This window comes from Streptomyces sp. NPDC002144 (genome assembly GCF_053593695.1).
Genome location: NZ_JBSFDB010000032.1, coordinates 69,795 through 86,247, shown reverse-complemented (window position 1 = coordinate 86,247; position 16,453 = coordinate 69,795). Strand labels below are relative to the sequence as shown.

At 70.8% G+C, this 16,453-nt stretch carries 14 protein-coding genes, 1 pseudogene and 1 riboswitch; of the genes and pseudogenes, 8 read left to right on the top strand and 7 right to left on the bottom strand.

Features of this window, described 5'->3' with window-relative positions; genetic code table 11:
* Positions 1 to 11: 11 nt before the first annotated feature.
* A riboswitch (SAM riboswitch) is annotated at positions 12 to 124 on the bottom strand.
* A 52-nt stretch (positions 125 to 176) separates the two neighbouring features.
* From ACWCQ1_RS36665 to ACWCQ1_RS36650, 4 genes are all read right to left on the bottom strand, one after another.
* Positions 177 to 1,001, bottom strand: coding sequence for a DUF1684 domain-containing protein (locus tag ACWCQ1_RS36665; RefSeq protein ID WP_451028325.1), 825 nt, complete (start codon positions 999 to 1,001; stop codon positions 177 to 179).
* 43 nt (positions 1,002 to 1,044) lie between these two features.
* Complete coding sequence (locus ACWCQ1_RS36660) at positions 1,045 to 1,968, bottom strand: LLM class F420-dependent oxidoreductase (protein WP_358601657.1); 924 nt, start codon at positions 1,966 to 1,968, stop codon at positions 1,045 to 1,047.
* A 92-nt stretch (positions 1,969 to 2,060) separates the two neighbouring features.
* Positions 2,061 to 3,461, bottom strand: a complete 1,401-nt coding sequence (locus ACWCQ1_RS36655; RefSeq protein WP_451028324.1) for an NtaA/DmoA family FMN-dependent monooxygenase — start codon at positions 3,459 to 3,461, stop codon at positions 2,061 to 2,063.
* The gene (locus tag ACWCQ1_RS36650; RefSeq protein ID WP_358601662.1) at positions 3,458 to 4,564 is read right to left on the bottom strand and encodes an LLM class flavin-dependent oxidoreductase; all 1,107 of its coding nucleotides are present in this window, start codon (positions 4,562 to 4,564) and stop codon (positions 3,458 to 3,460) included. The genes ACWCQ1_RS36655 and ACWCQ1_RS36650 overlap by 4 nt, the downstream gene beginning before the upstream one ends.
* A 747-nt stretch (positions 4,565 to 5,311) precedes the next feature.
* Here ACWCQ1_RS36650 and ACWCQ1_RS36645 point away from each other — a divergent pair.
* The 7 genes from ACWCQ1_RS36645 to ACWCQ1_RS36615 all read left to right on the top strand — a co-directional run bounded on the left by ACWCQ1_RS36645 (position 5,312) and on the right by ACWCQ1_RS36615 (position 13,596).
* Positions 5,312 to 6,208, top strand: a complete 897-nt coding sequence (locus ACWCQ1_RS36645) for a TauD/TfdA dioxygenase family protein (RefSeq protein ID WP_451028323.1) — start codon at positions 5,312 to 5,314, stop codon at positions 6,206 to 6,208.
* Positions 6,205 to 7,101, top strand: a complete 897-nt coding sequence (locus ACWCQ1_RS36640) for an ABC transporter permease (RefSeq protein ID WP_358601668.1) — start codon at positions 6,205 to 6,207, stop codon at positions 7,099 to 7,101. Before ACWCQ1_RS36645 ends, ACWCQ1_RS36640 begins: the two co-directional genes overlap by 4 nt.
* Positions 7,098 to 7,829 carry an ABC transporter ATP-binding protein gene (locus tag ACWCQ1_RS36635; RefSeq protein WP_133043891.1) on the top strand — a complete coding sequence of 244 codons (732 nt, stop codon included), beginning with the start codon at positions 7,098 to 7,100 and terminating at the stop codon, positions 7,827 to 7,829. The genes ACWCQ1_RS36640 and ACWCQ1_RS36635 overlap by 4 nt, the downstream gene beginning before the upstream one ends.
* A gap of 43 nt (positions 7,830 to 7,872) precedes the next feature.
* Positions 7,873 to 8,928 carry an aliphatic sulfonate ABC transporter substrate-binding protein gene (locus tag ACWCQ1_RS36630; RefSeq protein ID WP_358601671.1) on the top strand — a complete coding sequence of 352 codons (1,056 nt, stop codon included), beginning with the start codon at positions 7,873 to 7,875 and terminating at the stop codon, positions 8,926 to 8,928.
* Complete coding sequence (locus ACWCQ1_RS36625; protein WP_358601674.1) at positions 8,925 to 10,253, top strand: LLM class flavin-dependent oxidoreductase; 1,329 nt, start codon at positions 8,925 to 8,927, stop codon at positions 10,251 to 10,253. The genes ACWCQ1_RS36630 and ACWCQ1_RS36625 overlap by 4 nt, the downstream gene beginning before the upstream one ends.
* A 190-nt stretch (positions 10,254 to 10,443) precedes the next feature.
* Positions 10,444 to 11,136 carry a VOC family protein gene (locus ACWCQ1_RS36620; protein WP_451028322.1) on the top strand — a complete coding sequence of 231 codons (693 nt, stop codon included), beginning with the start codon at positions 10,444 to 10,446 and terminating at the stop codon, positions 11,134 to 11,136.
* Between the two features lie 165 nt (positions 11,137 to 11,301).
* Positions 11,302 to 13,596: an ArnT family glycosyltransferase gene (locus tag ACWCQ1_RS36615; protein WP_451028321.1), complete on the top strand. Its 2,295-nt coding sequence runs from the start codon at positions 11,302 to 11,304 to the stop codon at positions 13,594 to 13,596.
* 42 nt (positions 13,597 to 13,638) lie between these two features.
* On the opposite strand, the gene ACWCQ1_RS36610 is transcribed toward ACWCQ1_RS36615, so the two are convergent.
* The gene (locus tag ACWCQ1_RS36610; RefSeq protein WP_358601683.1) at positions 13,639 to 14,019 is read right to left on the bottom strand and encodes a winged helix-turn-helix transcriptional regulator; all 381 of its coding nucleotides are present in this window, start codon (positions 14,017 to 14,019) and stop codon (positions 13,639 to 13,641) included.
* An 89-nt stretch (positions 14,020 to 14,108) separates the two neighbouring features.
* Here ACWCQ1_RS36610 and ACWCQ1_RS36605 point away from each other — a divergent pair, with 89 nt between their 5' ends.
* Positions 14,109 to 15,038 (top strand): NADP-dependent oxidoreductase, encoded by a 930-nt coding sequence (locus ACWCQ1_RS36605; protein WP_358601686.1) that lies wholly within the window; start codon positions 14,109 to 14,111, stop codon positions 15,036 to 15,038.
* 388 nt (positions 15,039 to 15,426) lie between these two features.
* Here ACWCQ1_RS36605 and ACWCQ1_RS36600 read toward each other — a convergent pair.
* A pseudogene (locus ACWCQ1_RS36600) lies at positions 15,427 to 15,558 on the bottom strand (pyridoxamine 5'-phosphate oxidase family protein); the annotation flags it as partial.
* Between the two features lie 21 nt (positions 15,559 to 15,579).
* Positions 15,580 to 16,452, bottom strand: a complete 873-nt coding sequence (locus tag ACWCQ1_RS36595; RefSeq protein ID WP_358601690.1) for a TauD/TfdA dioxygenase family protein — start codon at positions 16,450 to 16,452, stop codon at positions 15,580 to 15,582.
* Position 16,453: the final 1 nt, after the last annotated feature.

Here is a 16,453-nt window from a genome sequence, read left to right as displayed (position 1 = left end):
CCGGTCACGGGGCCACGCGCTTGCGGGATCGTCGCTGATCCCGCCGGGCTTTCACCTGGAGCACCCCACCGCGTGGGAGGGTTGCCGGTCAGCGAGCCAGGGCTTGACGCTGACACTCAATGCCACTCGTGATCGTACGGAGAGATCTTGCCGTTGGTCAATGGCCGGGCCCCGGCTCAGGAACCGCCGCGCTCGCGGGGGATCTTCTGACCGGCCTCGATCGCCACCGGCAGCCGGTTCTCGGCCGGGGGCAGCGGGCACGTGGCCAGGTCCGTGTAGGCGCACGGCAGGTTCGCGGCGCGGTTGAAGTCCAGGACGACCCGGCCGTCGGCGGCGGGCGGCTCCAGCCACAGGGCCCGGTTGGCGGCGTAGGTGGTGACCCCGGAGGTGGCGTCGGTGAACAGCACCAGCAGCCGGCCCTCGCCGGCGCCGGGGAACGCGGTGAGGGACAGCTGACGTCCGTCCAGCTCGAAGTCGATCCTGCCCGGAGCGTCATAGACGTGCTCCAGGCCCTCGACGGCCGCCCCCACGGTGGTCGGCCGGGGTGTGTCGAAGGGGACGTAGCGGCCGGTCACGGCCCAACGCGGGTCGGGTGCGTAGGCAGGTGTTCCGGTGAAGGCCGCGCGCCGGGGCGCGTCCGGGTGCCGGGGGCGCACGATGTCGTGGCCGCCGCGCTTGGCGACCTCGATGACGGCGTCCTTCCACACCGCGTTGACGCCGCCGCGCTCGGGCAGCACGCCGAAACGGTGTTCACCGCGCACCGGGGTTCCCTCGACGACCAGTTCCTCGCCGTCGTCGAGGGTGACGACGACTCCGTCGGGGCCGGTGTGCCAGGCGCCGGGCGCGTCCGGGAAACGCTGGGGGCGGTCGTCGAGCCAGTGTTGGCCGGTGATCGCCAGGATCCCGTGCGGGGCGGAGAGTTGGGCCTCCTGGGCCCGGTACCACTCCAGCCAGGTCTCGGTGAAGGTGTGGAGGTCGGTCGTGGTGGCCTCGGTGGTCAAAGGAGTCTCCTTCGTGCAGGGGCTGTCGGGTCTTCGGGGCGGTTCAGCGGGCGAGTTCGCCGAGGAGTCGCCAGGTGCGTCGGCGGTCGGCCTCTTTGGCGATCCCGGTGCCCGAGAACACGACCTCGGTGGCACCGGCGTCGCGGTATCGGCGCACCTTGGCCTCGACGGTCCGCTCGTCGCCGATCACGGCCAGGTCGGCGGCTCGTCGGGCGCCGGAGAGTTCGATGACCCGGGCGTAGGACGGGATCCCCTCGTAGAAGGCGAGGTTCTCGGTGGCCTTGGCCTTTACTGCCTCCACGTCGTCGGTGACCACGCCCGGCACGAGGGCGACGATCCTGGGCGCGGGGCGGCCGGCGGCCTCGGCGGCGGTGGTCAGGGCGGGCACGATGTGGTCCGCCAGGGCGCGTGGTCCCGCCAGGTACGGCAGGATCCCGTCCGCCAGTTCACCGCTGACCCGCAGCGCCTGCGGCCCCATTGCGGCGACCAGCAGGGGGACACCTCTCTCGGCACCCGGTACCCGCGCCGGGCGCGGGGTGGTGGCGGTCAGCAGCTCACCGTGGAAGTCGGCCGTGCCGGTCTCGGTCAACTGCCGCAGCCCGGTGAGGAATTCACACAGCCGGGCGATGGGCCGCTCGAAGGGCAGGCCGAAGGCGGTCTCCGTCAGCAGTTTCGTGCCCAGGGCCAGGCCGAGGTGGTAGCGGCCGTGGGTCGCGGCCTGGGCGGTCTGGGCCTGGCTGGAGACGAGCAGTGGGTGGCGGCCGAAGACGGGGATCGCGGAGGTGCCGACCTGCAGTCCGGGCACCTCGCGCCCGACGATCGCCGCGAGCTGGGGCGAGTCCGCGCCGAAGCTCTGCCCGAACCAGGCCGACGTGACACCGGACTCCGCTGCCTCATGGGCCAGTCGTACGGCGGCGTCGACCTGGTTCGGCGCGTCGGACGCGGTGAGCACTACTCCAACCGTCATGTCGGTTCAGAACGGGCGTCGGCCGGAGTCGCATTCCGGTTCCTGTGTGACAGCTTCTTGTCAGTCATGTGTACGAGACCCGGCGCGGGGGCTCAGCCCGCCTGCCGCCGGTCCGGGGCGGACCGGTGGGTGAGCGGTTCACGCAGGCCGAGGTTCTCGCGCAGCGTGGTCCCGCTGTACTCGGTGCGGTAGATCCCGCGTTCCTGCAGTTCCGGGACGAGCAGGTCGACGATGTCGTCGAGGCCGTCGGGAATCAGGTACGGCGTGACGTTGAAGCCGTCGACCGCGCCGTGCCGTACGAAGTGGGCGAACTTGTCGGCGAGACCGGACGGCGTACCGACGTGCCCGCGCTGCGGGCCCAGCGCGATGACCGTCTCGCGCAGCGACCAGCCGTGCGCCTCCGCCTTCGCCCGCCACTCCGCTACGACCGCACGCGGGTCGGCGATCCGGCGGGCGCCGAAGGAGCCGTCGTTCTCGGTGACGACCGGGTCCTCCTTCGGCAGCGGCCCGTCGGCGTCACGGTCGGAGAGGTCGATGCCCCACAGCAGCCCGGCGATCCCCAACGCGGTGGCCGGGGTGACTTGTTGGAGCCGGATCCACTGCTTCTTCTCCTGGGCCTCCTTTTCCGTCGCGCCGATGATGATCTCGGTGCCGGGCAGGATCCGCAGATCGTCGTCGGGACGCCCGATCGCGCGCAGCCGGTGTCGGAGGTCGTCGGCGAAGGCCAGGGCGTCGTCGAAGTCATTGCCGTGCGCGGAGAAGATGACGTCGGCGTTGCGGGCGGCGAAGTCGCGTCCCTCGCCGGAGTCACCGGCCTGGAAGATCACCGGGTGACCCTGGGCGCTGCGCGGCAGGGTGGGGGCGAGGTCGACGTCGAACTGCGGGCCCTTGTGGCGCACTTGACGCACGGCGCCGGGAGCCGACCAGGCGCGGGCGGTCGCGGAGTCGGCGACGGCGCCGTCCTCCCAGCCGTCCCAGAGGGCACGGGCCACGGTGAGGAACTCCTCGGCGCGCCGGTAGCGGTCGGCGTGGTCGAGGTAGCCGCCGCGGCGGAAGTTCGCGCCGGTCCAGGCGTTGTCCGTGGTGACCACGTTCCAGCCTGCGCGGCCCTCGGAGAGGAGGTCGAGGCCGGAGAGGCGGCGGGCCAGGTCGGCGGGCTCGTTGAAGGTGGAGTTGGAGGTGGAGACCAGGCCGATCCGGCGGGTGACCGCGGCCAGCGCCGCCAGCTGGGTGATGGCGTCCGGCCGTCCGGCCACGTCCAGATCGTGGATCCGGCCGTCGACCTCGCGCAGCCGCAGGCCCTCGCCGAGGAAGAAGGCGTCGAACAGGCCGCGTTCGGCGGTCTGGGCGACCTTGCGGAAGGAGGCGGGGTCGATCTGGGAGCCGCTGTCGGGGGCGGACCAGATGGTCCAGTGGTTGACGCCCTGGAAGAAGACGCCGAAGTGCAGCTGGGCGTGTGGCCGGGGAACGTCGAGGGGGTCGGTGCGGGTCATTGTGCGTCCTCCTGGGCGGCGGGGGCCGCGACGGCGTAGCGGTTGGCGGGGCGCTCCAGACCCAGGGTCGAGCGCAGGGACGTACCGGGCAGCGGACGGGCGACGAGGCGTCGCTCGGACAGGGCCGGCAGGACGAGTCGGGAGAGGACGGACAGGTCCTCGTCCAGCACGAGCGGATGCAGCCGTACCCCGTCCAGATGACGGCTCAACTCACGTAGCAGAGCCACGAGTTGGTCGGCGGAACCGATGTGCCGCAGTCGCCCGCGGTCGCTCCATGCCGTGTGCCGTTCGAGGTCCGCGACGCGCTCGGCGGCCGTGGCGCCCGGGGTGTCCAGGGCCACCTCGACCTCGGCGAAGACCCGGGGCGTACCGGCGACGGCAGCTGCCCTGGCGACCGACGCGAGATCGCGCCCTTCGACGAGCCCGACGTCGAGCTGTGCGGCGGGAACCCGGTCCGGCCGGCCCAGGACGACGAGCTGCCCCTGGGGCGGGCGTGGCACGATCGCGGGCCCCTTGACGGCATACGTCTCGCCGGTGAAGTCGATGTAGTGCAGCCGGTCGCGGTCGAGGTAGCGGCTGGTGGCCACGGACCGGATGACCGCGTCGTCCTCCCACGAGTCCCACAGAGCGCGGGCCACCTCGATACCGTCACGGGACTCCCGGGCCCGCGCCTCGGCATCGGCGACCGGTGGGCGCCCCCAGGCGCGGGCCGCCTCGGGACGTTCCTCCTCCGCCACCACCCACCCGGCGCGACCTGCGGAGATGTGGTCCAGGGACGCCAACTGACTGGAGACATGGAAGGGTTCGGCGTACGTGACCGGCACGACGGGCGCGACCCCTACGGTGCTCGTGGACGCCGCGACGAAAGCCGCCCGCTCCACCGCGCCGATACGGCCGACCGGATCCGGTGCCGCACCGGGGGGCAGGACGCCGTCGTCCAGGGTGACCAGGGTGAACCCGGCGTTCTCGGCGACGGCGGCGACACCGGCCACGCGGCGCGGGGTGAGCAGCTGATCGGGGGAGTGGGCGGCGCGGCGCCAGGCCGCGGGGTGGGCGCCGTCGCCGTCGATCTCGACGGCTAGGTGCAGGGCAGGGCCAGGCATGGGGTTCCTTCCGGGAAACACGACGACGCGCGGCCGACGGGCCACGACGAGAGAGCCGGCGGTAAGGGCCGGCAGGGGATCAGGCGGATACGGAAGGACAGACCGCGGAGGAGGTACGGCAGTAGTCGACATGCCGTCGGGTGATCAGCCGCGCACCGGTGCACGTACGGCGCGAGGGCGCGCTCAGTACGTGCATGGAAGCCTCCACCCATCAGGAACTCTCGGCCTCAACGTACGTCGCCCGTCCCCGCGGATGTCAAGGTCGGAAAGAGGTGGAGAAGGTCCCCGTGTCCGCAATGCAAGACCTGTCCGGGAAGTTATTGACCAACGTGGCGGCTTCTGCTGAACTCCCGTCTCATGAACCCGCGCGTGGACCTCACTCGGCGGCGCCACATCGATCTGGCGCACGTCTCCAGCGCGTTTTGTTGTCGCTGACCCGGCAAGTGGTCCCCGGCGACAGCCGCGCGTGCATTGGATGCGCGTCGGCGTGAGGCGGTATTGAGCCGCCCGCACCGTGATGCCTCTCCCCGCAGGACCGTCGTACTCACCTCCTGAGGGCTCCCCGTCTCCTCTCCTCCTCGCATGAGTCGCATGAGTCGCATGAGTCGGGAGCCTGTTCGCGTACGCCGACGCGGCCGCTGAGAACGCGCCTGCGGCGGCCCTGCGACCACGCGTTTCCCCTTCACCCCGTTACGTCATCCCCTGCGCCCGTTCGCGTGTGCCCGTCTGTCCGGGAGGGACCCCCTCATGCCTCCGTCCATCCGTAAGCTCACCAGCCGCATCGGCGCCGTCGTCGAGGGCGTCGACCTCACGGCGCCCCCCGACCTCGCGACGGTCACGACGCTGCGAGACGCCCTCAACGAGCACAAGGCGATCGTGTTCGACGACGTGCGACTCGACAACGCCGGCCAGGAGCGTGTGGCCCGCTGGTTCGGCGAGCTGACCACCGCCCACCCCAATGTGCCGGCCGCCGACGGCACGACGAACGTGCTCGCCGTCGACAGCGAGACGTCCAAGGCCAACGAATGGCACACGGACGTCACCTTCGTGGTCAACCCGCCCCAGGTGACCACGCTCCGGTCCATCGAGATCCCGCCCTACGGCGGCGAGACGCTCATCGCCAACGCCGCCGCGGCCTACCGCGACCTGCCCGAATCACTGCGCGCCCTCGCCGACACCCTGCGCGTCGTGCACACCAACCAGTACGACTACGCACGCCCCGAGCCCACCACCGCCGAACGGCAGGAGTACGACCGCGTCTTCGTCTCGACGCCCTACGAGGCCGAGCACCCCGTCGTGCGGGTGCATCCGCTGACCGGCGAACGCGGGCTGTTCATCGGCGGGTTCGCCAAGCGGATCGTCGGCCTGTCGGGCAGTGACTCGGCGGATCTGCTGCGCATCCTGCAGTCATACGTCACCCGCCCGGAGAACATCCTGCGCTGGACCTGGTCCCCGAACCAGCTGCTGATCTTCGACAACCGGATCACCCAGCACTACGGCGTGGACAACTACGACGACCACCCGCGCCGCCTCAACCGGGTGACCGTCGCCGGGGAAGTGCCCGCCGGAGTCGACGGTGGCCGCAGCGAGCAACTCCTCGGCGACGCCTCGCACTACAGCGGCGTACTGGCGGTGGCGGCATGACCGAGATCCGCATCCCGGCACCGGCGGTCGTGAAGGGCCCGGTCGCGGAGACGACGACGAACGCGCGGGAACGCGAGGTGTTCCTGCCGATCGACGCCCGCCGACGGACACCGCTGCGCACACTCCGCGAGCGCCTGCGCTGGCCGCTGGGCATCTACACGACTCCGGTCGCGATCCTCCTCGCCTGGGAGGTGCTCGCCCGGGCGGGCGTGGTGTCCAAGACCTACGCCCCGGCGCCCACCTCGATCGTGAAGTCGGCCGTCGACCTGTGGCAACAGGGCGTCCTCGGGCCCGACCTGGCCATATCGCTGCAGCGGGCCGGCATCGGCCTGGCGATCGGTCTGACGGTGGGTGTCGTCACCGGCGTCCTGGGCGGGCTGCTGCGCAGCGGCGAGTACCTCTTCAACGGGCTCGTGCAGGTACTCAACACGATCCCCCTCCTCGCCGTGCTGCCGCTGATGATCGTGTGGTTCGGCATCGACGAACTCACCAAGGTCCTGCTGATCTCCTTCGGCGCCGGCGTCCCGATGTACCTCAACCTGTTCGCCGCGATACGGGGCGTCGACCAGCGGCTGATCGAGATGGCGCGCACGACGGGCGCCGGCACCTGGCGCCTGGTCACACGCGTACTGGTGCCCGGAGCCCTGCCGGGGTTCCTGGTCGGCCTCCGGTTCTCCCTCGCGTACAGCGTTCTGGGACTGGTCGCCGCGGAAACGGTCAACGCGGACAAGGGACTTGGCTTCCTCATCACGCAAGGGCAGACGTATCTCCAGACCAACCAGGTCTTCGTCGGGCTGGTGATCTACTCGCTCCTCGGTCTGCTCGCCGACCAGTTCGTCCGGGCTCTCGAGCGGGTGCTGCTGCGGTGGCGACCCAGTTATGAGGCGTCATGAGCAGCACGATCACGACGGAACCGCGCCGTCGGACCGGGGTCGTCGTCGAGCAGGTGGTACGGCAGTTCGGTGACCGGCGCGTCCTCGACCGCCTCGATCTGACCATCGAGGAAGAGGAGCTGGTGATCCTGCTCGGCCCCTCGGGCTGCGGCAAGAGCACCCTGCTGCGGCTGCTCGCCGGCCTCGACCGGCCCGACGGCGGACGCGTGGAGGTCCCGGCACGGCGCGCGATCGTCTTCCAGGCCGACCGGCTGCTGCCCTGGCAGCGGGTGCTGCGCAACGTCACGCTCGGCCTGCACGGCCCCGACGCCGACCGGCGGGCCCGCGAGGTGCTCGCCGAGGTCGGACTCTCGGGCCGCGAGAAGGCCTGGCCCAAGGAGCTCTCCGGTGGCGAGGCCCAGCGGGTGTCGCTCGCGCGGGCACTGGTCTCCGAGCCCGAACTGGTGCTGCTCGACGAGCCGTTCGCGGCCCTGGACGCCATCACCCGACTGCGCATGCACGACCTCGTACGCGCGCTGCGCAGCAAGCACCACGCGGCCATGCTCCTGGTCACCCACGACGTCGACGAGGCGATCGCCCTGGCGGACCGCATCGTCGTCATGAGCAACGGCCGCATCGGCAGCTCGCACTCGGTGAGCCTCACCGCCGCGGACCGGGAGGCGAGCGTCGCCCGTGAGGAACTCCGCGCCCGGCTCCTGGCCGACCTCGGCCTCGCCGGACAGCACTGACCTTCCCGAACACCCTCACCCAGCACAGAAAGCACGACAACCCATGCGAAAGAGAACGACCAGACTCATCGGCGCCGTCGGTTCGCTCGCCCTGGCGGGTACTCTCGCCGCCTGCGGATCCTCCTCGGACTCCACCGCGCCGCTGAGCAAAGCCGTCGACGCGAGCGACGCCAAGCACCCCGAGTGGAGCAAGTACACCTTCACCATCGGCGACAACGGCGGTGACGGCAGCCAGGAACTGGCGCGGATCACCGGCGCGTTCGCCAACGCGTCCTACAAGGTGAAGTTCGCCCGCTTCACCTACGGCCCGCCGCTCGTGCAGGCCGCCGCCTCGGGCGACATCGACCTCGGCAGCGTCGGCGACGTGCCGCCGATCACCGGCGCCGCGAAGGAGTACGGCTTCAAGGTGGTCGCGGTCAACCGCTCGCTCACGCCCACCCAGTCCAACGAGAACATCATCGTTCCCAAGGGATCACCGCTGAAGTCGCTCAAGGACCTCAAGGGCAAGAAGATCGCCGTCCCGCAGGGCAGTTCGGCCCACGGCCTGGCCCTCAACGCGCTCAAGAGCGTCGGCCTCGGCCCCAAGGACGTGCAGTTGGTCTTCCTCGACCCGGCGGCCGGCGCCACGGCGTTCAACACCGGCAAGGTGGACGCCTGGTCGATCTGGAATCCCCAGTCCGCGATCGCGGTGAAGAACGGCGCGCGCATTCTGGCGAAGGGCCTGCCGCCGATCGACCAGACCAGCAGCTACTACGTCGCCAGCGAGAAGTCGCTCAACGACAAGACCAAGCGGGCGGCGCTCACGGACGTCCTGCAGCGGCTGGCCGGCGAGTTCGCCTGGGCGATCAAGCACGAGGACAAGTACGCCGAGGCGCTTGCCAAGGAGGAGGGCATCCCGCTGGACGACGCCAAGGCCTCCGTCAAGGCATTCGAGACCCGCGTGACACCGGTGGAGACGGCGGACGTCGCGGCCGAGCAGAAGCTCGCGGACGCCTTCCTGGAGGCAGGCCAGATCACCAAGACGGTCGACATCAAGTCGATCACCGACAACCTCCTCCCGGCCGGCTACGACAGCTCCAAGCTGAAGGTCACCTCATGAGCGCGCCACAACGACAACTCCACCTCAACGCCTTCCTCATGGAGGCGGGCCACCACGAGGCGGCCTGGCGGCTCCCGCACAGCAACCCCCGCGCCGACTTCGACCTGCGGCACTGGATCGAGCTGGCACAGCTCGCCGAGAGCGCCAAGTTCGACTCGCTGTTCCTCGCGGACGGCCCGGCCCTCATCGGCACCGGCGAGTTCCGGCCCCCGGGACAGCTCGAACCACTGACCCTGCTCACCGCGCTGTCCCAGGCCACCAGCAGGATCGGTCTCATCGCCACCGTGTCGTCGACGTACAACGAGCCGTACAACCTCGCCCGTCGCCTCGCCTCCGTCGACCACGTCAGCGGCGGCCGCGCCGGCTGGAACATCGTCACCTCGGCAGGCGCGGACGAGGCGGCCAACTTCGGCCTCGACGACCGTCCCGGCCACGCCGAACGCTACGCCCGCGCCGACGAGTTCCTTAAGGTCGCCAAGGCCCTGTGGGACAGCTGGGAGACCGAGGCCGTCGCCGCCGACAAGAACACCGGGCGGTACGCCGACCCCGAACGGCTGCACCGGCTCGACCACCAGGGCCGGTACTTCAAGGTCGCTGGCCCCCTCAACGTCGAGCGCCCACCGCAGGGTTACCCGCTGCTCGTCCAGGCGGGCTCCTCGGAGGACGGCAAGGACTTCGCCGCCCGCCACGCCGAGGCCATCTTCACCGCTCACACGACGTACGAGCGCGCGGCCGCCTTCTACGCCGACATCAAGGCACGGACCGTGGCGGCGGGCCGCGATCCGGACGGCGTGATCGTCCTGCCGGGCATCGTCCCCTACATCGGGTCGACCGAGGAGGAAGCCCGGGCGCTGGCCCGGCAGTTCGACGAACTGCGCGTCCCCGAGTACGGGCTGCGCCAGCTGGCCGCCGTGTTCGAGACCGAGCCGTCGGTCTTCCAACTCGACGCCCCGCTACCGGACTTCATCCTGGCCAGGCCGAAGCTGGAGGGCTCGCAGAGCCGATCCGACCTGATCATCGAGCTCGCGGTGCGTGAGCAGCTGACGGTCCGGCAGATCATCTCCCGGCTCGGCGGCGGACGCGGCCACTTCGAGTTCGTGGGCACGCCCGAGCAGGTCGCGGACACGATCATCGCCTGGTTCGAGGGCGGTGCTGCGGACGGGTTCAACATCATGGCCCCCGCCCTGCCGTCCGGCCTGGCGGCCTTCGTCGAGCACGTGCTGCCGATCCTGCGCGGCAAGGGCCTGTTCCGTGAGGAGTACGAAGGCACGACCCTGCGCGAGCACTACGGGCTCCCGGTCCCCGCGAACCAGTTCCATGGCTGACCCGCCGTCCGGGCCCGCCCCGCTCGCTCCCTCCCGCCGCTCCGTCTTCCCGGAGCGGCGGGAACCGCCCGCTCTGCGGCTGAGGGCCTGCGCAAGACCTGCGCGGCGGAACCGACTCGGGCGGCGGCAGGACGCTGGACCAGCCCGGGAACGGCTTCCTGCCATGATCGTGAGCTGTGAGGATGGCGTCATGGAGCAACCACTGAGCCGACAGCAGGCGTCTGAGGCAGTGCACGAGCAGGGCTGGCGCTACTTGCTGGGCACCCTGCAGACGTCCGTCCCGGTCCGGTCGCTGGCCCAGGGAATCAGCGTGACGTCGGACGGCGTGGCGGTGTGCGGTGACGACGCCGATCAGCATCTTCGGGTCGATGCCCGCCCCGATCTGGTCGTGCTCACTCTGCAATCGTCGGCCCATGCGTGGGTGACCGACCGGGACGTCGAACTCGCCCATCGGATCTCCGCGACGGTTCGCGAAGCCGGGCTGCGGACAGAGCCCGGGATCGGAACCGGCGCACAGCGGTCCGTCCAGCTCGTGGAGATCGCGATCGATGCGCTGGACATCGCCCGGATTCGGCCCTTCTGGAAGGCGGTCCTGGGCTACGCCGACGAACTGGGCGGCGCGGGACCGGAAGATCCGCTCGTCGACCCGTTCCGGGTGGGGCCCGCGGTCTGGTTCCAACAGATGGACCGGGCACGCCCACAGCGCAACCGGGTCCACCTGGACGTCAGCGTCCCGCACGACGAGGCGTCCTGGCGGGTCGACGCCGCGCTGGCGGCGGGCGGCCGACTGGTGTCCGCGACCCGTGCCCCGGCCTTCTGGGTCCTTTCCGACGCGGAGGGGAACGAGGCCTGCGTGACCACATGGCAGGGCAGAGACGCCTGAGCCACTGTCAGATGAGAACGGGTTCCCTTGCGAGTAAGGGCTTCACTCGACCGGTGTCATTTCCGTGCAATGCGCTTAAAGAATTCCCCTTGTCGCGGTGAGAGTTCCCTTGAAACGGGGCCGTGTCGGTGTTGCGGGGAGATGCCGTGACCAAAACTGCTGCGCATGGCCTCGAACGTCCTCAACGCAACCGCGCCCGTCGGCTCATACCGTCGTCCGCCATGGCGATCACCCGAGGGTGAGCCGGCGTACGCACGCCCTGCGCTGCTGGTTCTCGTCGTGCTCGCCGTCGTGCTCTATGCCTGGGGTATCGACCGCAGCGAGTACCACACGTTCTACGCGAGCGCGGCCCGCAGCATGACGGAGAGCTGGAAGGCTTTCTTCTACGGGTCCTTCGATCCCGGAAATTCCATCACGCTCGACAAATTGCCGGGGTTCCTTTGGCCGCAGGCGCTGTCCGCGCGGATCTTCGGATTCCATGCGTGGGCACTGACCCTGCCGCAGGTCCTGGAAGGCGTCGCGAGCCTGCTCGTTCTCCATCGCGTCGTCACGCGCTGGGCGGGCGCGCACGCCGCTCTGATCGCCGGCGCGGTGTTTCTGGTGACCCCCGTCGCGGTCGGGCTGTTCCGTACCTCGGTCGAGGACCCGATGTTCACGCTGTGCCTGCTGCTCGCGGCCGAGGCGACCCAGTGGGCCGCGCGCGACGGCCGGCTCCGGCCGCTGGTCATGGCCGGCGTCTGGGTCGGCATCGGCTTCCAGGCCAAGATGCTCGAGTCATGGGCCGTGCTGCCGGCGCTCGCCCTCGTGTATCTGATCTCCACACCGCTCACGCTGCGCCGACGGCTGACCCACCTCGGCGTCGCCGCCCTGGTCATGACGGCTGTGTCGGCGTCGTGGATCCTCGCCGTCACCCTCACTCCGGCCAAGGACCGGCCCTATGTGGACGGCACCACCAACAACTCGGCGTTCAGCATGGTGGTCGGCTACAACTTCCTGTCCCGCTTCTCCTCCCTGGGCATCAGCGCGGCCTCCACGGGCAGCGTTTCCGCCTCGCAGGGGGGAGGCAACGGTCATGGCGGCACCTCCGGCCAGGACACGGGCCGGGGATCGGGCTCGTCGACCGGCCCGGGCGCGTACGGCGCCCCCGGTGCCGGAAGCGGCACCCGCGCTCACGCCGGTCACCACACCTACGGCGGCGGTCGTGCCCTCGGCGCGGCTGCTCCACGGAGCGGCGGCGGTGGCGGGTTCGGCGGTGACGACAACGGCTGGTCGAAGATGTTCGGCACGTCGCTCGCCTCCCAGACCGGCTGGTTCTACCCGATCGCGGCCATCGCCGCCGTGTGCGGACTGCTGTGGACGCGGGGCCGGCCGCGTACCGATCGGCTTCGCGCCGGATACCTCCTGTGGGCCACCTGGCTCGCCGTGTACTTCCTGGTCTTCAGCGCCGGCAGCGTCGCCGGGCACACGTACTACATGGGCGTCATCGCCGTACCGCTCGCCGCGCTCACCGGCGCCGGGACGGTACTGATGTGGCGCGGCTACCGGGGCGGTGGACCGCGCGCCTGGGTCCTGCCGGGCGCGGTGGCGGCGACCGCGGCCTGGGCGGCTTATCTCGCCGGGCAGTTCACGTCCTTCGCACCGTGGTTGGCGCCCGCGGTGGGGGTGCTCGCCGTCGCGGCACTGGCCCTGCTTCTGATGGCGCGTCCGGGCGGGCGCCGGGCCGGGGGCAGACTGGCACTCGGCGGTCTGGCCGCCGCACTCGCGGCTCTTCTCCTGGCGCCGAGCGCGTGGGCGGTGCAGGTCTTCGCCCCGTCGTACCGCACCGGTGTGATGGGCGCGGTCGGCCCCTCGGGCACCGGCCGCGGCTTCGGAACGACACGGCCCGGGTCGGCCCGCTTCGGGCACATGGCATGGGCCGGCGGCGCGACGTCAAGGCAAGTGGCCCGTAGCGGTGCGGGCGGCGCTGGGCGGACCGGGACCGCCGGTGGCATGGGCGGCTTCGGCGGGGCGGCCTCGGGCGGTGCGCTGACCCCGGCACAGCAGCGGCTGCTTGCCTACACACGCGCCCATGACGGCTCGGCGGCCTATGTGTTCGCCACCACCAGCTGGAGCTCGGCGTCGCCGTACATTCTGGCGACCGGGGCGAAGGTTCTGCCGATCGGCGGCTTCAGCGGCCGGGTGCCGTCCCCGACCGAGAACCGGTTCCGCCAACTGGTCGTCAGCGGCAAGGTGCGATACGTACTGCTCGGTGGCGGCGGACGGGGGAGGGGCGCCGGCGCCCTGCCGGGCGTCACCGGTGACGGGACGGCGGCCGGGACCGGGGCGACGGAGCAGACGGCGGCGGCGGAGATCACCACCTGGGTACAGGCCACCTGCACCAAGGTCCCGGCCTCGGCGTACGACGGCTCGGCTGCCATGGCCACCGGGCAGACCCTCTACCTGTGCGAGCCAGGCACATAGAACAAGCGCCCGGCCGAGACCACGTACTACGTTGCAGGAGGCTCAGTCGCCGGTGGTGACCGCTTCGGCGTGGGCGTCGAGGGCGTCGAGCACGGCGTCGCCGTTCGTCCTCGCCCACTCGGTCAGCGTGTGGATCGGATCGATCAGCGTCGCCCCGAGCGGCGTGAGTTCGTACTCGACGCGGGGCGGCACCTCGGCGTAGGCGTGGCGGCGGATGAGCCCGTGCGCCTCGAGCCGTCGGAGCGTCTGGGTGAGCATCTTGCGGGAGATGCCACCGATCAGCCCGACCAGCTCGCCGTGGCGCACCGGGCCCCTGCTGAGGCCGGAGAGCACCACCACCGTCCACTTGTCGGCGATCAGCTCGACCGCCAGACGAGCCGGACAGTCGGCGAGGAAGGCATCACAGGCACCGAAACCGCTCATGGCGCCAAGGTACCCGCGTGACAGGAACCTGCTGGTTCCTGTCGGAAACCTAGCCTGGCTTTCTCACCCCCCTTCGAGCCAGGAGAGTCATGCGCGTCATCACCCAACAGACGCTCGGCGGTCCCGAGGTGCTCACCATCGTGGACGCTCCCGAGCCCCAGCCGCGGCCGGCCGGGGTTCTCGTCCGCGTCAAGGCCATCGGGCTGAACCCGTTGGAGGCACGCCTGCGCGCGGGCGAGTTCCCGCTGATCGGCCGGCCGCCGTTCGTCCTCGGCTGGGACATCAGCGGCGTGGTCGAGGAGGCGCCGCAGACGTGGCGCTTCCGACCCGGCGACGAGGTGTTCGGGATGCCGCTGTTTCCGCAGCCGGCGAACGCCTACGCCGAGGTCGTGTCCGCGCCTGCGCTGCACCTGGCACCCAAGCCGGCGCAGCTCTCGCACGTGGAGGCGTCTGCGCTGCCGGTCGTCGGGCTGACGGCGTGGCAGGGCCTCGTCGACCTCGCCGGCGTGACCGAGGGCCACCGCGTCCTGGTCCACGGCGGAGGCGGCGGCGTCGGCCACGTCGCGATCCAGATCGCCAAAGCGCTCGGTGCGTACGTGATCACGACCGCCGGCGGGAGCAAGCGGAAGTTCGTCGAGGACCTCGGCGCCGACGAGGTGATCGACTACACGGCGGTCGACTTCACCAGGGCGGTCCGTGACGTCGACGTGGTTCTCGACACGATCGGCGGCGACACTGTCGAGCGCTCGCTTGAAGTGCTCCGCCCGGGCGGTCACCTGGTGACGGCGGTCGCCGAGGACGATGCGGAGCTCGCCGCCATGTACGCGGCGGCCGGCAGGCGCTTCAGCGGCATCGCCGTCGACCCGGATCCCATCGCCCTGCGAGGCCTCGTCGGACTCGTCGAACAGGGAAGGCTCCGGGTTCATGTGCAGGAGACGTTCCCGTTCGAGCGCGTCGTGGACGCACACCGATTGCTCGACGCCGGCCACCTCCAGGGCAAGCTCGTGCTCACCCTCTGATCCCAACGCGGGGCCGAACCAGAGGGGGTGACGGACCGTGCGGCAGATGGCCGACCAGCGGGGCATGGTGTTCTCCAGGCTCGACCGCACACCCCGCTGGCGCGAGCGCCTGCCCGAGATCGAGGTCCCGACGCTGGGGTCCACGGGCGCCACGACCGGTTCTTCCCCGTCGGAAACGGAAAGGCGATAGCGCGCGAGATCCCCGGGGCACGGCTGCTCCTCAGGCTCGGTCAGAACCGGCGAGTTGGAGTGCCCGGAACCCTTGCGCGCTGTTCGACTGGTTGGGACCGAGAGGGGGGCGCCACCCGGGACGGCCGCTATTCCAGCCACGTCCCGTCGCGCATGACGACGCGACCGCGAAGTTCCGGCTCACCGCGCCAGGCACGCACAAGGGCACTTGGTGCGGTCCGTGAGCAGGATGTGCCGTCGACACCCAGACGTCCCGCTCGGTGACGAGCCGTTTCAGAGTGTCGCGCCGACGCTCCGCCGTGCGACGGCGAACGATCCCGTGGGTCTCCATGAACGCCGACCTTTCGGGACATCAGCCCTTGACCGGGCCGCCGTTGATGGCGACGCGCTGGCCGTAGCGGGCGTAGGGGTAGTAGTCGTAGGTCGCGTGGTGCTGGACGCAGCGGTTGTCCCAGAAGACCAGCGTGCCCGGGGTCCAGCGGACGCGGCAGTGCAGGACCGGCCTGCGGGCGATGATGTCGAAGAGGACGTCGAGCAGGGCGCGGCTCTCGTCGGCCGAGAGCTGCGGGATGCGGCTGGTGTAGGCCTTGTTGACGTACAGGAGTCTGCGGTCGGTCTCGGGGTGCCGGGCGACGACCGGGTGTTCGCTCTTCGGGATGACGTAGTCCGGCGGCGGTGTGTAGCCGGCCAGGGCCTGCGCACCGTCGTGTATCGCGGTCAGCGGGTCCAGCAGGGCGCGCATGGCCGGGGAGAGCATGTCGTAGGCGAGGTGCATGTTGGCGAAGAGGGTGTCGCCGCCGCACCCCGGCTCCGGTGTCTCGGTGATGTAGAGCATCGACCCCAGTGACGGTTCGGCGTCGGCGGTGCCGTCCGCGTGCCAGCCGTTGCCGGCCACGTCCGCCGCGGCCGAGGTCGTACGGATCTCCAGGATGTAGGGATCGCCCTCGGGCGGAGGCGGGTTGACCGGGCGGAGTTCGCCGAAGGCGGCGGCGAAGCGCTTGTGGTGCTCGGCGGTGATGGTCTGGTCGCGGAAGACGAGGACATGGTGGTCGCGGAAGGCGGCCCGGATGTCCTGCAGTTGCTCGGGCGGGATCTCCTGCGAGAGGTCGACGCCGGAGACTTCCGCTCCCAGGACTGGAGTGATCCTCTCGACGGTGATCGTACGGTAGGGGTGTGTGGGACGCGTGGTCACCGCTTCCAGTGCTTCGAGCTCGTACGACTCCATG

What these genes read in the sequence shown, in the direction of transcription:
- ACWCQ1_RS36625 (WP_358601674.1), top strand. Translation starts at nt 8,925, where the DNA reads ATGAGCGCGCCACAACGACAACTCCACCTCAACGCCTTCCTCATGGAG.
- ACWCQ1_RS36655 (WP_451028324.1), bottom strand. Translation starts at nt 3,461, where the DNA reads ATGACCCGCACCGACCCCCTCGACGTTCCCCGGCCACACGCCCAGCTG.
- ACWCQ1_RS36595 (WP_358601690.1), bottom strand. Translation starts at nt 16,452, where the DNA reads ATGGAGTCGTACGAGCTCGAAGCACTGGAAGCGGTGACCACGCGTCCC.
- ACWCQ1_RS36610 (WP_358601683.1), bottom strand. Translation starts at nt 14,019, where the DNA reads ATGAGCGGTTTCGGTGCCTGTGATGCCTTCCTCGCCGACTGTCCGGCT.
- ACWCQ1_RS36650 (WP_358601662.1), bottom strand. Translation starts at nt 4,564, where the DNA reads ATGCCTGGCCCTGCCCTGCACCTAGCCGTCGAGATCGACGGCGACGGC.
- ACWCQ1_RS36630 (WP_358601671.1), top strand. Translation starts at nt 7,873, where the DNA reads ATGCGAAAGAGAACGACCAGACTCATCGGCGCCGTCGGTTCGCTCGCC.
- ACWCQ1_RS36635 (WP_133043891.1), top strand. Translation starts at nt 7,098, where the DNA reads ATGAGCAGCACGATCACGACGGAACCGCGCCGTCGGACCGGGGTCGTC.
- ACWCQ1_RS36660 (WP_358601657.1), bottom strand. Translation starts at nt 1,968, where the DNA reads ATGACGGTTGGAGTAGTGCTCACCGCGTCCGACGCGCCGAACCAGGTC.
- ACWCQ1_RS36640 (WP_358601668.1), top strand. Translation starts at nt 6,205, where the DNA reads ATGACCGAGATCCGCATCCCGGCACCGGCGGTCGTGAAGGGCCCGGTC.
- ACWCQ1_RS36645 (WP_451028323.1), top strand. Translation starts at nt 5,312, where the DNA reads ATGCCTCCGTCCATCCGTAAGCTCACCAGCCGCATCGGCGCCGTCGTC.
- ACWCQ1_RS36615 (WP_451028321.1), top strand. Translation starts at nt 11,302, where the DNA reads ATGGCCTCGAACGTCCTCAACGCAACCGCGCCCGTCGGCTCATACCGT.
- ACWCQ1_RS36605 (WP_358601686.1), top strand. Translation starts at nt 14,109, where the DNA reads ATGCGCGTCATCACCCAACAGACGCTCGGCGGTCCCGAGGTGCTCACC.
- ACWCQ1_RS36620 (WP_451028322.1), top strand. Translation starts at nt 10,444, where the DNA reads ATGGAGCAACCACTGAGCCGACAGCAGGCGTCTGAGGCAGTGCACGAG.